The following is a 14,004-nucleotide window of genomic DNA, read 5'->3' as shown; positions in this document are numbered from 1 at the left end:
GCCAGGTCATCCCCGGCCGGGACACACCCCCTCATCGTTAATCTGGTCTTGCTAAGCCGGGCGGATTAGCTTTTAACCGCGCCCAGCGTCATGCCTTTAACGAAATATTTTTGCAGGAACGGATACACCATAATAATAGGAAGCGTTGCAACCATGGTCGCCGCCATCCGGATCGTATCCGGCGATACCTGCATCCGTTTTGCCGAATTCGCCATAGCTTGCGCATCGCCAACCATGGAGCCCGTCTGATACTGGTTAAGAATTTTGACAAGTACGGCCTGCAGCGTCTTCAAATCCGGATTGTACGTAAATACATACGAGTCAAACCAGGAATTCCAGTGGCTGATCGCCGTGAACAAACCGATCGTCGCCAGTACCGGCGTTGTCAGCGGCAAAATGATCCGGAAGAAAATTTGGAGATAATTCGCTCCGTCCATCTTTGCCGACTCATCCAGCTCCTGCGGCAGTCCCTGCATAAACGTCCGGACGATGATCATATAGAACACGTTCATTAAGCCCGGTACGATAAACACCATAAAGCTGTCGATCAGATGGTAGCTTTTGAGCACCATGTAGTAAGGAATCAGTCCGCCGCCAAAATACATCGTAAAGACGAAGTATAACGTCCAGAAGCGGTTAGCAACAAGCTCCTTCTTGCTGAGCGCAAATGCCAGCATGCTGATCGTAAGAACGGCAAGCGGGGTGCCGATGACCGTACGAAGCAGGGTAACCCGTATCGCTGTCCAAATCTCGCTGTCGCTGAGTATTTGCTCGTAGCTTTTCAGGCTGAATTCCCTTGGCCACAGATATAGATGGCCTCGAAGAGTATCTTCCGCACTATTTAACGAAATGATGAAAATATTCCAGAAAGGATAAAACGTAACTACGAATATCGCAACGATAAATGCGTAGACGGCAGCCATAAACAGAAAATCTTTTTTGTCTTTCACCATAGCGTGTTCTCCTCTTTGCGTTATTGTTCTAGAACAACGACTGCTGTTCCATTTTCTTGGCCATCTGATTTACGCTTATGACAAGGATGAAAGCCACGAGCGATTTGAACAATCCGACGGCAGCCCCGTAGGAGAACATCCCGTTTTGCAGACCGTATTTGTACGTGTAGGTATCGATAACTTCCGAGTATTCCATAACCGTATTGTTCTGGAGCAGGTACTGCTGGTCAAAGCCGGCGTTCAAAATACCGCCAATCGCGAGAATCGCCAGAATGATAATAGTCGGCCGTATGGACGGCAGCGTGATATGAAGCATTTGCTTCAGGCGGCTTGCGCCATCGACCTTTGCCACCTCATATAATTCGGGGTTGATCGCCGAAATCGCAGCCAGATACATAATGGCGTTAAAGCCCATGTCCTTCCAGGCATTCCCGAAGGCGATAATCCACCAGAAGAGATGGCCCTTCTGCATGAACTGAATCGGCTCGTTAACGATATGAAGCCCGGTCAGGATGTTGTTGACGACCCCTCCAGACGAGAGCATCGTAATAATAATGTTTGCCGCGATAACCCATGAAATAAAATGCGGCATGTAAGACACCGTCTGGAACGTCCGTTTGAACCAGCCGTTTCGCAGCTCATTGATCATAAGCGCCAGAATGATCGGCATCGGGAATCCGAACAGCAGCGACAGAAAGCTTTGCGCAAGCGTGTTGCGCATAATCCGTACGAAATCGCCGTTAGTGAAGAAATAATCAAACCATTGCAATCCTACGAAATCCGTCGTGAAGAATTGTTTGAAGAACGATCCGCCGCCCGGCTGATAATTAATGAACGCCATATACAGCCCGAACATCGGCACATAGGAGAACATCAGAGTCAGGATAATGGCGGGCAGCATCAGTACAAAAAGCAGCCGCTGTTCTTTGAGCCTCGCCAGCAGCCCGCCTTTGTTTCTCTTGACGGCAAGCGCTCCGGTGCTTTGTGGATGCGCTTTCGTTTGCATGTTCATCGTGTTGCCCTCCCGTGAATATAATTTCCGTTTGCATCGCTTTATGGACTTAATTATAGCCCGGCATTCGAGCCGTTCTATATTAAGATCTACCGATTCATGCTCCAAACCCACACACTTCCGTCTACTCCATTGTTGAATAACGGCATTCCCGTTAAACTAGAATCATCGAACAGCATGAGGTTTTATTTCTATTGAAAAAGGCGGTGCCGACATGTATACAGTACTTCTGGTAGACGATGAAGCGATCGAGCTGGAAACGATGGAGCATTATGTTCCATGGGAGCAGGCCGGCATTCAGGTCGTTGGGACAGCACGCAACGGGAAGGAAGCGCTGGCGAAGCTAACCGAGCTGAAGCCGGATATCATCGTCACGGATGTGCGCATGCCCATTATGGACGGGCTGGAATTCGGAAGGCGCGCGAAGCAAATCGATAAAAGCGTCAAAATCATTTATTTAAGCGGACATAACGAATTCCAATATATCAAGTCCGCGCTTAATATCGAAGCAGCCGGCTATTTGCTGAAGCCGATCGATATGGAGGAGCTGCTTCTGCTCCTTGCGAAAGTCAAGAAGAAATTCGAAGAGGAACAGCTGGCGAGCGAAGGAGGCGGCTGGCAGCTCGAGAGGCTGCTGCTTCGCATCGTCCGCGAGCCTTCCCCGGAGCGCCGGTTGGAGTGGATCCGCCAATGGGAAAACGGAGCTTCCGGCTTTCTCTCGCACCAGGCATTTGGAGCCGCTTACATGACGGTAGAGCCTCCCGCGTTTCCTACTCGCGGATTAGGCGGAGAACAGGCGCAGCCAGCCTCTTCTTCTATTCTGACCGCGGATGCGGCAGAAGCGGCCCGCGCTTTGCTGCGGCGGAGATTGGATGCCGCCATTGTACTGGAGACCGGACCAAGCACGCTGTTTGTCCTCTTTCAAGGTAAGCCCCAGCAGTGGGAGACGGCTTATTGGGAGCTGCTGCGTGAAGAGCTGCTGGCGGCAACTTCGGAGGGGGAGGCCTTTGCGACCATTGGCCTGTCTGGTCCTTACAAAGGATTTCATCTATTAAAAGAGGCGTTCGAAGAGTCGCAGCGCTGCAATGAAGAGAAGCTGTACCGGCAGGCTGGCTCCGTTATCCGCAGCGGTACCGACGAAAATGTAAAGCAGACCGACATCTCGGTCGAAGCGACTTCGGCTTCGCTAATTGCGGCCGTGCAAGCCGGCGATGCCGAACGCGCAGGCCAATTGCTGGACGACTGGTTCTCCGGCATGCGTCAGGAGCGGATTGAGCGGAACTATGCCGTCCGGGCGGTCATTCAGCTGCTGTCCGTTCTGGAGCAGCATTTTGCTTCTCTTATGCTGGGGCCGCTTCGCGACCAACTGCTTGCCGATCATTGGAAGGAGCTGTCGTCGCTTCCGACAATCGCCCATTATCACGCTTATGCGCTGCGTTTCTGCAGAGAGCTGCTCAAAGCTGCAGCCGAACGGGACCTTGACCGGCATCAGTCGGTTGCGGAGCAGATTATGAAGCTGATTGCCGAGCGTTATCACCTGCCCCTTACGGTGGAGGATATCGCCAAGGAGGTTTATTTGTCACCGAATTACGTGCGGACCATCTTTAAAGAGAAGACTGGCGAGACGATCCTGGATTACTTGACCCGAATCCGCATGAATCATGCGGCGGAGCTGCTGAAGGACCGGGCGCTGAAGGTACGCGATATCGCTCACCGGGTCAGCTACGAGAATGTCTCCTATTTCTGCTCGGTATTCCAGAAGCACAAAGGCAGTACGCCCAACGAATACCGTAAATTGCAACTTTAGGCTGGAGTGGTCCGAATCATGAGGAAGCTTGCCGGATGGCTGATAAATCCTTTATACAATTGGCGGCTTCGCGAGAAGCTGTTCGTCATGTTTTTGCTCGGGGGCATTCTCCCCCTGCTCTTTTTCGTTCAATATTCGTACGAGACGATTCGCAGCGAACTTTCTTCGCAGATGATCGCAAATACAAACTCTACGGTCGCGCAAATCAATTCCAACCTGGAAAACAAGCTGGACACGTACACGAAGCTGTCCGCAACGCTGTATCTAGACTCCAATATGCGTGCCTATCTGACCAATGATTATTCGAAGGATCCGTCGCTGTTTGTTGATGCCTACAAATATATAAACAACTCGTTCGTCAACATGCTGACGACAAACCCGGACATCGAATCGATGAGCATCTATATTAACAATGAAACGCTGCCCACCGACGGCATGTACATCAAGTCCATGGATCAGAGATTCCGCAGCTCGCTGGCTTACAAATCGCTTAGCGGCAGCTTTGGGGACGTAAGGTTTGTCACCTCCCCTCCCGAGCCTGACAAGCCTCCGATGTTCACGCTTGCGCGGCTGCTCAATATAAGCAGCATGAACAATCCGTACGGCGTATTAACCATCAACATTCTGGAGTCCGATATCTTCCGGCTGATGGAAAAGGAAGCAAGCGATAAGGCGGTGCTGATTATTAATGAAGAAGGCATCGTAATGTCCGCCAAGGACAAAAGCCTTCTGAACCAGCCGATCGACCTGCCCGAACCGTTCCCTGCCGAGGATAACGGCCGGTTCGACAGCACTTATAAAGGGGAGAAGGTGCTGGTCGTATACAATACGACCAAATACGGCTGGAAAAGCGTCTCGCTTATTCCTTACAGCAGCTTCCTGTCCAAAGCTCATTTAACGGCCAAAAGAATACTGACTTACGCGTTAGTCAGCCTTGGCCTCATGGCTATCCTGATCTATGTCACCGCACGGCTGTTCACCAAACGGATGGAGAAGCTCGTTGGCATGATCCGCCGCATCGAACGGGAAGACTTCGAGCTCATCGATATCCGGCCGCTTGGACGGGATGAGATCGGTCAGATCGGCAATGCGCTGCGAAAAATGAGCCAGCGTCTAAGCTCGCTGATCTCCGACGTCTACATGAAGGAAATCGACAAGCGGGAGGCGGAGCTTAACGTGCTGCAAGCTCAGATCAACCCGCATTTCCTGTACAATTCGCTTGCTTCGATCTCGTCGCTTGCCATTCGCAACGATGATCCGAGAATGAACAAGATGGTAACCGATCTGGCCAAGTTTTACCGGATCTCGCTCAACAAAGGCAAAAACACGCTGTCCATCCACGAGGAGATTCAACTGACCCGTTATTATGTATCGATTCAACAAGTGCGGTTCGCCAATCTGCTTCGGGTTCATTACGATATCGAGGAATCCGTATTGCCTTGCCGAATTCTTAAGCTGACTCTTCAGCCATTTGTGGAAAATTGCATAAATCATGCGATCTGGGATCATGAGTGCGGCATCAACATCATCATCCGGGCTTACCGCGAGGGACAAGACATCATCCTGAAGGTCATCGACGACGGTATGGGGATGAAAATGCCAAGCGGCGATCTGCCGCAAAGCGAGGATACATTGTCGGGCTACGGCGTCCGCAACGTCGATAACCGGATTAAGCTGCTGTTTGGCGATTCGTATGGGGTGTCGATATTTAGTCGCCTAGGAATCGGGACGTCGGTGACGATTCGGATTCCTGGAAAGTAAGAACTGGATGATTAGGTTAAAGGGCATGCTGCGCAATTAAATGTTCTTCCGATCGCCATTGCTCGGGGATTCCTTGAACAATCCTAGCGGATTGGAATCCCCAGAGCAAAAGCGAACGTTTCACTTCTACAGAATCATTCAATTGCTCCGCCTGCGCTTAATCTAGAGGTTAAGTTCTTACACGGCCAAGGAAAAGGAACGTCACCTTTTTTGGGTGACGCGAAAAAATGGCTGTGCTGGGTTTAACCGGCACAGCCGTTTGCTGTTCAAGACCAACCTCTCGCCCGAATTGGCAAGAGCATCCGCAGCAGCTACGTTGGATATAGTCCAACGTTTTTCATGCTTTAGAGCTCTGGGGCAAACCTTCATTGGAGTTCATCCAACGGATTAGCCTTTTTCGGCCGTCTAAGTCCACTTTTGGACGTTTACGCAGGATAGACTCCAACATACGCGTCAATTTCGTGCATTGCGGCATCATTCTAGTGGACGAAATCCAACGTAGGGAAAGTAAGGCAGACGAGCGCGTCGCGTGTACGGGCGACTCTTGCGTTGCAGCGGAAACAAAGGACTCCATCATAACCAAAGGCTGTACCGGTACTTACCCGGCACAGCCTTTTAGCTTATTTCTTGATTTTCACTTTGTAGAGCTTGGATTGAGCGCCGTCGAGTTTCACCTGGAGAGTGTCCTTCGCTTCGACTTTGGAGTTGGTCCAAGCGTCTGTGAGCTCAACCTTTGTTGTTGCCGTTACGCCAAGAGCACGCTTCAGATCAACGGTTTTGGTTACCGCGTCATTCGTGTAGTTGAATACGGCGAGGTAATAGTCCTTGTTGTCCTGGAGGACAAAGATATCCGCCGCGGCGTTGCCCGTATTGCCTTCAACCGGACGGAATGCTTCGCCGATCAGGGCAATATCATTGACGTTTTTGTTCGTAAGCAGCGATTTCATCAGCTTTTGCGTCTCCACATTGCTGACGTCGTCGGAGTCCATGTAGATGGTGCCGGAAATAGCCGCGGCATTAACCCGCGTCTGAGCCGCGTTAAATGAGCCGCCTTTTGCAAGCGTCATGTAATCCGGATCGGTGTAAGAATAGATCGTGCCGTTCTGCCACCAGCCGTAAGTCAGGTTGTTCAGCTGATATTCCGTACGGCCAAGCGAGCCGTCGACATCGCAGGAAATCCGTCTTGCATGAGCGTATTGGCTAGGGAACATTGGCGCAATCGATGCGCTGATGAACATTTTGCCGCCTAGCGTCTTGTTGATATGAGCCATTCCTTGGTTGTATGCCTGAATACCGGTCTGTACGTTTGGATCATAATGTTTGCCCTCGAAGGAGCCATGGGACAGGAAGTCGATCTTGATATATTCAAAGCCATAGTCCAGGAACTTGTTGAAAATATACTCGACACGCTGCTTCGAGCCCGGATGAGTTGGGTCGATCGCATACGCGCCGTCTACCTTCGGAAGAATGTTGCCGTTCGCGTCGCGGAGCACGATATCGCCGTAAGTGTACTTGCCGTTTGTTCCTTCTACCGGCTGCGACATGTTGTCGCCCCAGTATACAAACGGACCGTAATAAATGCCGGCTTTTTGCCCGTTTTTCTTAATAAGCTTCACTGAGTCGCGAAGCTGCTGCTCGGTCAGATTATCCCAGTAAGAGTCCATATTGATATAGACCGTGCCTTTGTTCGTAAACGACTTTTGCAGATTATCCTTGAAGAAATTCGATACCTCTACGACTTTGTCATAGCTAAGCGAGCTTTCGTAAGCGCCCCAGCTATTCCAGCCAACCGGCACGCCGGAAGGTACGCCCTTCTCGAACTTGAGCGGCGGTGTTACTGCCGCATTGGCTTCCCCGTAATTCTCCAGTCCATCGCGGTAATCCGCGTAGTAACCAACCGCAATTTGAGGGGAAGTGATGGTTTTGCCCGATACTTTGCCATGCTGGACGCTGTCATGAGTGGATGTCAGCGAAGTGAAGCCGCCGTACACCTTCAATTTGTTCAGCTTGTCATTCGAGCCGCTCCAGAAAATACCGGTCTTCCATACATCATGCGTTACCGAACCGATAACAAGTCCGGCGCGGCTCGTGTTGTCATAGATCGCCGTCATTTCGGAGCTGATATAGTTATTGTTATTCAGAGCTGTATTGATCGTACGAGCCTGATAACGGGACCAAGCATCATTGTCATAAGGCGTGATCAGGACACGGTTGTCGCCGCTAGTTCCGAGATCGACGCCACCGCTTGCATTCACGACTATCGGAGCCATATCGTTCGAGCTGATGTTGGAACTGCCCGTTACCTGCTGGGATACAAGGAAGTAGGACTGATCCTCATACAGCTGGTAAATCTGTTTCATAACCGGAAGGCCAACGCTTTTGTTTTCAACGGTGATGCGAACGCCTTTACCATGTCCGTCCTTTATTTTCTCCACGCTGCTAAGCTTGAAGTTATGCTCGCTGTATTTGCGGCTGTCCAGCAGCTGATCTTCCAGCTGAGCGCTCGCGTAAGCGCCTTTTACAAGCGTTTTGCCGTTCCAGGCGTACGCCGAAAGACCCGACTCCGTGTTGTAAGTGATGCTGTAGCTGCCGGATACGAAGGTCGCACCTTTTTCGTGCGCGGTTACTTTGATCGAGCCGTATTTCTTCGAGTCGATAGCTTTGCCGATCTGGCCGATATTGTCTACCGGACCCGGATCCTCGCCCGGACCTTCCGTAGCAGCAATCTCGATCTTGTCGATATCCGGCGACCAGCCGCCGTCATCGTTAAACGTGATCGTATTTGCCCCCGCCTTCAGCTGGGCCTCCAGCTTGAATACGCCAAGCGTATCCCAGTTCTCGGTCTTAGGTAAAGCGTAGTTATCCGATGGACCGTCATTAACCGCAATCGATACCGGACGCGGATCTCCCGATATGTACGAAACGCTAAGCGTGTACACGCCTGCTTTCTCCGCCATGACATCACGGAATTGCAGGGTCGAGCCGCCCCACAGATTGCCGACCTTCTTGCCGCCGGAGCAGTCGGTTGCTGCGCTGCAGCCGCTGACGGAAGCATTGCCCGTCAGAACGTTATTCGCTGCTTCTGCCTCGTAAGCCGTGCCCGTACCGGGCTCGCCGGAGCCGCCTTCCGACAAGCGAAGCTCAATACGGTCGATGTCGGGGGAATAACCACCCTCGTCGTCCAGACGGATCGTGTTGCTTCCCGCCTTCAGCTCAAGCTCCAGCTCGTAGACGCCAAGCGTGTTCCAGTCGGCTGTCTTCGGCAAATCGTAATGATCAATCGTACCGCCGTTTACGCTGACTCCAACCGATCTCGGATCGCCCGAAATATAATGGACCGCCATCGTGTATACGCCGGCTGCATTTACCGTTACTTCGTTAAAGGTGAGCGCCGAGCCGCCCCAAAGTCCTCCAACGATTTGGCTGCCCGAGCAGCCGCTTGTATCTGCGCATGCTTTAATCTCCGCCTTGCCCGACAACGTATTAACTGCGGATTCTGCCTCAAAGGAATAGCTGCCGGCAGCTGCTGCATCACTAGCAGCGGTTACCTCCGCACCTGCCGCCTCTACCTCCCGTCCGGAAGGACCTACAGCCAATTGAAAGACCAGGACCGCTGCCAGCAGCAAAAACCATCCTTTGCCGGACCATGCCCCAAATTTCCTCTTCATTACATCAAGCCTCCTGTTCGCATCAAAAGTGGTGAAGCGCTTTCAGTTTGCCTTTTCAATGTAAAATAGAGACAGGGCTCGAACAATCCAAATATTTAACGAACCATACGACAAACCGCCAAAGTTTGGAGAAAAGCCCTTCAAAGGCCCCTCCTCTTTGGCGGTTTGATATAGAACTATTAAGCCGTTACAGCCTCAAGCAGCTTCAACTGGCCGTCAAGCAGGTAACGCTTGCCCGCTTCCATCCGCAGATGAATCTGGCTGCTGCCGCATTTCACAAACGTTTCCAGATCCGAATAAGCGGTAATAACGGCTTCCGTCAATTGCCCGTTCTCCCAGCTGACCGCTGTCTCCGCATTCCCCTTTGCCCGAAGCCCCCGGTACGAGCCGCTCGACCAATCCGCCGGTACAGCTGGCAGCAGATGAATGGAGCCCGCATGGCTTTGAAGCAGCATATCCGCGATGGCAGCCGTACCGCCGAAATTGCCGTCAATGACGAAAATATTCGTCTCCGCGCCAGCCACGCCAGGCTTGGAGTAGGACAGCAGATTATCGAAGCAAAGCTCCCCGATCAAATGCCGGACATGCTTCACCGCCTGATTGCCGTCATGAAGCCTGGAGAAGCCGAGGGCAAACAAGGCTGCCGTAAACTCGATATCCTCCAGCTCATCGACAAGCATCCGTCCGAGCAGCGTTTGCCGCATGGCCTGACCAAGCTCGGGCGTTTCCTCGGGCGTAATCTGGTTCCCCGGATAAACACCGTACATATGGGAGAAATGCCGGTGCTGCGGCTGCGCTTCCTCGTAATCCTCCAGCCACTCCTGCAGCTGTCCGCGTTTGCCGATTTGAAGCGGTGGCAGCAGCTCCATCGCGTCCTTCAGCCGATGCTGCAGCTCTTCGTCAACCGCAAGCATCTCCGCCGCTTCCAGCACAAAGCCGAACAAATCGCGGACCAGCATTTGATCCATCGTGGAGCCCATGGAAAGCTGCTGCTCTCCTTGCTCCTCCGGTCCCGGATAGAAGCTGTTCTCCGGAGAGGTCGACGGGCCGGTCACCAGCCAGCCGTATTTCGGATGAATAGTCATATAATCCAGGAAGAAAAGCGCCGCTTCCTTCATAACCGGGTAAGCCTGACGAGTCAAAAACCCGCGGTCCCGGCTATACTCGTAATGCTCCTTCAAATGGGTTGCAATCCAGAGCCCGCCTGTTACGTTCAGCCCCCATGAGCGTCCCCAGCCAGGAGAGGCGAATCCCCAAGCGTTCGAGAATACATGCGCCACCCAGCCTTCACATCCGTAGAAATCTTCCGCTGCCGTACGGCCAGCAAAAGAAAGCTGCTCGATATAATTCATAAGCGGAATATGGCATTCCGCCAGGTTGCTGATCTCCGTCGGATAATAGTTCATCTCCGTATTGACGTCCAAATGGTAGTCGCAGCTCCAGGCCATGGCGTTAGCCTCGCCGTCATTCCATAACCCCTGCAGATGAAGCGGCAGACGGGAATCCGCCCGTGTACCGGCAATCGTCAAATACCGTCCGTACTGGTAAAATAACGCAATAAGTCCGTTATCCGTCTGCTCGCCTGCTCTCAGCTTGCGGATTCGCTCGTCTGTAGGCAGCAAATCAAATGCCTTGGATCCTCCAAGATCAAGATCAACGCGGCCATAGAGCGACCGGTAATCCGCGATATGATCCCTGAGCAGCCGCTCGAAACCTTTTGCCTCCGCCGCTTCCAGCCGTTCCGTGCTTTCAACCTTCCAAGTATCATCCATTCGACCGTAATCGGTTGCCACAGCCAAATATAGAACAACCTCATCGGCTTGCTCGATTATTACCGTTCCGGCTTCTCCAAATACACGCCCGCCTGTAACAACAGCTTTTAACGCACCTTCGCTCCATACCCCGCAAGTGCCGTCGCTATGGATGTTCTCCGTCGCCTGCGTCCGGAAAACAAGCTTATCCGGTCCATCCAGCCGGGCATCAAACGTAGTTGTTCTGCCCTCTATACGCAACGAAAGAGACACAGAGCCTGCCTGATCCCCTTTAATCCGGGAGACAAGCACCCCGTCCGGATGAGAAACAAAGGTTTCCCTTCGCATTGCCGCTCCGGAACCGCTTCGGTAAGATACCGCAGCAACCGCCTTCTCCAGATCCAGCTCGCGCACCAGCTGGCTGCCCTCATCGTTATAGCTGATCAGAACATCGCACAAGGAAAGATTGGTGCCGAAATTCCCTTTTACAGGCTCCAGCTGCTCGCCGGCTAGTTTATCTCCAAGCACATAGTTGCCATTGAAAAATGCCTCGCGCATCGTCTTCAGCTTTTCCTTAGCGTCCGGCGAGCCGCCGAACCGCTCCGGCTTCCCTGACCAGAAGGTGATTTCCGTCATATTCCAGGTCTCGCTGTTGATGCCGCCATGCAGCACCGCGCCAAGCTGTCCGTTCCCCAAGGGAAGTCCCTGTTTCCAACCAGCGGCCGGCTGGGTATATATCATTTTCATCCCGCTCATCCTCTCAAGTTTAGCTAATTGTCCGCTCTCAAAGTGAAAGCCCTTTCGCAATTCATGCCATTATTGTAACATTGATCAGATAGAGCGTATTTGTCCGTCAGTCCTATTATTTAACGATTAATCCGATAAATTTATTCGAGAGCAGGGAACCGAATGAAAACTATAAATGAATTAAAGCCTTACGTCGGCGATTCCATGCGTTATCTATACGTGGGGGGCTGGAACGAAAAGCTTCGCGTCAGCAGCGTATACGCGTTTCACCTGTTTGTTGACGGGCCAGGGGAAATGGAAGTGAACGGAAAGCTCTATCCGATTGAACGCGGGACACTGATCTTCCTGCGCCCCGGCGAGCCGCATGCCTTCCATATCCGGAAAGGACAGCCGTTATCTTCGTATAATTTGTATTGCGGTTTGTGGGAGGGAACATCCGATTCCTACAATCGGATATTCATCCATGCCCCGGAACCGTTCGAGCTGGAGTCTAGCTCCCGCGAGGAGAATTGCCCGGAGCTGGACTCCCTGCCGAGCTTCTTCTCGCTTCAGCCTTATCCGTGGCTCTACGATGCTTTCGTTACGCTCTCCAGGCAGTTTGACAACAGCCAGCATTACCGCACGGAGCTGGTGAACAGTATGCTGTATGCCTGGATGCTTAGCTGGTACAACGTTGTTCATACCCGCCAGCCAAGCGATTTCCGGATCGTCAAGCTGCTTGCCTATTTGAACGAGCATCCCGAGACACGCTCCCAAGTCGAGGATTGGGCGGCCATGTGCGGCCTCAAGCGCTCCTACTTCCATTCCTTGTTTCAACGAGAGACGGGGTTCACGCCGCAGGTATACCGTCATAGACTTCTTATGAAGCAGGCTGCCCAGCTGCTCGTTGAAACGGATTATTCCGTAACGGCTATTGCCGAACGGCTCGGGTATGCGTCGATTCATCCGTTCACCCGCCATTTCAGCGCCTATCACGGCGTCAGCCCGCGTGCTTACCGGCTGCAGCCTTCCTCCGAACGGGGGATGTAGCTTCGGTAACGCAAAAAAAAGAGGTTGTCCCCCTCAGGGACAACCTCTTCTCTATATCACGCTTAAATCTAAGCGTTGATTTTCTCTTTTGCAACGCCAGCAAGGGAGTTGAACGAGTTGATGTCGTTAACAGCCAGGTCAGCCAGCATTTTGCGGTTTACTTCGATGCCAGCCAGTTTCAGGCCGTACATGAATTTGTTGTAGGAAAGACCGTTTTGACGAGCAGCCGCGTTGATACGAACGATCCACAGTCTGCGGAATTCACGTTTGTTTTGGCGACGGTCGCGGTATGCGTAAAGAAGCGATTTACCAACTTGCTCCTTTGCTGTTTTAAACAGACGGTGTTTCGAACCGAAATAACCTTTTGCCAGTTTAAGAATTCTTTTACGACGACGAGCGCGGACAAAACCGCCTTTAACTCTTGCCATGAGTGGAAACCTCCCGTAGGTTGAATTTGATTAAGCTTATCTGAACGATTGCTACTATTTAAGGTTAGCGAGACCTTGTTGAATACGACGAACGTCGCCAGCTGCCATCAGTGGTTGGCCAGCAAGAACACGTTTTTGACGACCGGATTTGTGGGAAAGCAAGTGGTTTCTGTACGCTTTGTAGCGTTTCACTTTACCAGTACCAGTAATTTTGAAGCGGTCTTTCAGACTGCTGTGTGTTTTCATTTTAGGCATGTCGATTATCCTCCCTTTATTTAAGTGTTGCTTTTTGGTGCCAAAATCATAATCATGCTCCGGCCTTCCAGCTTCGGTGCACGTTCTACGCTGCATATTTCGGCAACCTCTTGCGCCAGACGGTCCAGAATTTTCTGGCCGATGGCAGCATGAGCGATTTCCCGTCCGCGGAAACGTACGGAGGCTTTAACTTTATCGCCTTCGCCCAAGAACTTCACGACATTACGGAATTTCGTTTGATAGTCATGCTCGTCGATGTTGGCACGGAACCAAACTTCCTTCAGGTCGACGATTTTTTGATTCTTGCGTGCTTCTTTTTCTTTCTTCTGTTGCTCGTAACGGAATTTACCGTAGTCCATAATCCGGCATACCGGCGGTTTAGCCGTTGGTGCTACATTCACCAGATCCAAGCTCAGGTCAATTGCCATCTGCATAGCGTCACGGATCGATTTGATACCGATTTGCTCGCCGTCCGCGCCTACAAGTCGTACTTCTCTGGCCCGGATCTCATCGTTGATTTGATGTTCTCTGCTAATAACGTGCCACCTCCAAGATAGGATGTTTATGTGTTTTGGTGCAAAATAAAAAATGCG

General features: G+C 51.9%; 10 protein-coding genes and 1 other annotated feature (1 of these 11 only partly in view). Of the genes, 3 read left to right on the top strand and 7 right to left on the bottom strand.

Translation table 11 applies throughout. The features are described from left to right. Positions 1-65: 65 nt before the first annotated feature. Together PJDR2_RS06775 and PJDR2_RS06770 are read right to left on the bottom strand one after the other, a co-directional pair. A complete protein-coding gene (locus PJDR2_RS06775) occupies positions 66-953 on the bottom strand; it encodes a carbohydrate ABC transporter permease (protein ID WP_015842920.1) in 888 nt (295 codons plus the stop codon). A gap of 28 nt (positions 954-981) precedes the next feature. Further along, complete coding sequence (locus PJDR2_RS06770; protein ID WP_015842919.1) at positions 982-1,965, bottom strand: ABC transporter permease; 984 nt, start codon at positions 1,963-1,965, stop codon at positions 982-984. Positions 1,966-2,179: 214 nt separating this feature from the next. Here PJDR2_RS06770 and PJDR2_RS06765 point away from each other — a divergent pair, with 214 nt between their 5' ends. Further along, the gene (locus PJDR2_RS06765) at positions 2,180-3,772 is read left to right on the top strand and encodes a response regulator (RefSeq protein ID WP_015842918.1); all 1,593 of its coding nucleotides are present in this window, start codon (positions 2,180-2,182) and stop codon (positions 3,770-3,772) included. An 18-nt stretch (positions 3,773-3,790) separates the two neighbouring features. Then, positions 3,791-5,533 carry a sensor histidine kinase gene (locus tag PJDR2_RS06760; RefSeq protein ID WP_015842917.1) on the top strand — a complete coding sequence of 581 codons (1,743 nt, stop codon included), beginning with the start codon at positions 3,791-3,793 and terminating at the stop codon, positions 5,531-5,533. A 620-nt stretch (positions 5,534-6,153) separates the two neighbouring features. On the opposite strand, the gene PJDR2_RS06755 is transcribed toward PJDR2_RS06760, so the two are convergent. Both PJDR2_RS06755 and PJDR2_RS06750 read right to left on the bottom strand, forming a co-directional pair. Beyond that, positions 6,154-9,201, bottom strand: a complete 3,048-nt coding sequence (locus PJDR2_RS06755; protein ID WP_015842916.1) for a CBM35 domain-containing protein — start codon at positions 9,199-9,201, stop codon at positions 6,154-6,156. Between the two features lie 179 nt (positions 9,202-9,380). Beyond that, on the bottom strand, positions 9,381-11,699 hold the full coding sequence (locus tag PJDR2_RS06750) for a glycoside hydrolase family 95 protein (RefSeq protein WP_265525105.1): 2,319 nt from the start codon (positions 11,697-11,699) through the stop codon (positions 9,381-9,383). A 162-nt stretch (positions 11,700-11,861) separates the two neighbouring features. On the opposite strand from PJDR2_RS06750, the gene PJDR2_RS06745 reads away from it, so the two are divergent. Further along, a complete protein-coding gene (locus tag PJDR2_RS06745; RefSeq protein WP_015842914.1) occupies positions 11,862-12,728 on the top strand; it encodes an AraC family transcriptional regulator in 867 nt (288 codons plus the stop codon). A 68-nt stretch (positions 12,729-12,796) separates the two neighbouring features. Here the strand turns inward: PJDR2_RS06745 and rplT are convergent, their stop codons facing one another. Genes rplT through infC form a run of 3 tightly spaced genes read right to left on the bottom strand, consistent with a single transcriptional unit; the run spans position 12,797 to position 13,971 of the window. Next, a complete protein-coding gene (gene rplT, locus PJDR2_RS06740) occupies positions 12,797-13,156 on the bottom strand; it encodes a 50S ribosomal protein L20 (protein ID WP_015842913.1) in 360 nt (119 codons plus the stop codon). Positions 13,157-13,210: 54 nt separating this feature from the next. After that, a complete protein-coding gene (rpmI, locus tag PJDR2_RS06735) occupies positions 13,211-13,411 on the bottom strand; it encodes a 50S ribosomal protein L35 (RefSeq protein ID WP_015842912.1) in 201 nt (66 codons plus the stop codon). 20 nt (positions 13,412-13,431) lie between these two features. Further along, the gene (gene infC, locus PJDR2_RS06730; RefSeq protein ID WP_190276209.1) at positions 13,432-13,971 is read right to left on the bottom strand and encodes a translation initiation factor IF-3; all 540 of its coding nucleotides are present in this window, start codon (positions 13,969-13,971) and stop codon (positions 13,432-13,434) included. A 16-nt stretch (positions 13,972-13,987) separates the two neighbouring features. After that, positions 13,988-14,004: a sequence feature (ribosomal protein L20 leader region), on the bottom strand (it continues 144 nt past the right edge of the window).

Origin of the sequence: Paenibacillus sp. JDR-2, assembly GCF_000023585.1 — a bacterium.
GTDB lineage: Bacteria > Bacillota > Bacilli > Paenibacillales > Paenibacillaceae > Pristimantibacillus.
Note: the sequence above shows the minus strand (reverse complement) of the source record. Positions and strands in the feature narration are given on the sequence as shown.

What these genes read in the sequence shown, in the direction of transcription:
- PJDR2_RS06775 (WP_015842920.1), bottom strand. Translation starts at nt 953, where the DNA reads ATGGTGAAAGACAAAAAAGATTTTCTGTTTATGGCTGCCGTCTACGCA.
- PJDR2_RS06770 (WP_015842919.1), bottom strand. Translation starts at nt 1,965, where the DNA reads ATGAACATGCAAACGAAAGCGCATCCACAAAGCACCGGAGCGCTTGCC.
- PJDR2_RS06765 (WP_015842918.1), top strand. Translation starts at nt 2,180, where the DNA reads ATGTATACAGTACTTCTGGTAGACGATGAAGCGATCGAGCTGGAAACG.
- PJDR2_RS06760 (WP_015842917.1), top strand. Translation starts at nt 3,791, where the DNA reads ATGAGGAAGCTTGCCGGATGGCTGATAAATCCTTTATACAATTGGCGG.
- PJDR2_RS06755 (WP_015842916.1), bottom strand. Translation starts at nt 9,201, where the DNA reads ATGAAGAGGAAATTTGGGGCATGGTCCGGCAAAGGATGGTTTTTGCTG.
- PJDR2_RS06750 (WP_265525105.1), bottom strand. Translation starts at nt 11,699, where the DNA reads ATGAAAATGATATATACCCAGCCGGCCGCTGGTTGGAAACAGGGACTT.
- PJDR2_RS06745 (WP_015842914.1), top strand. Translation starts at nt 11,862, where the DNA reads ATGAAAACTATAAATGAATTAAAGCCTTACGTCGGCGATTCCATGCGT.
- rplT (WP_015842913.1), bottom strand. Translation starts at nt 13,156, where the DNA reads ATGGCAAGAGTTAAAGGCGGTTTTGTCCGCGCTCGTCGTCGTAAAAGA.
- rpmI (WP_015842912.1), bottom strand. Translation starts at nt 13,411, where the DNA reads ATGCCTAAAATGAAAACACACAGCAGTCTGAAAGACCGCTTCAAAATT.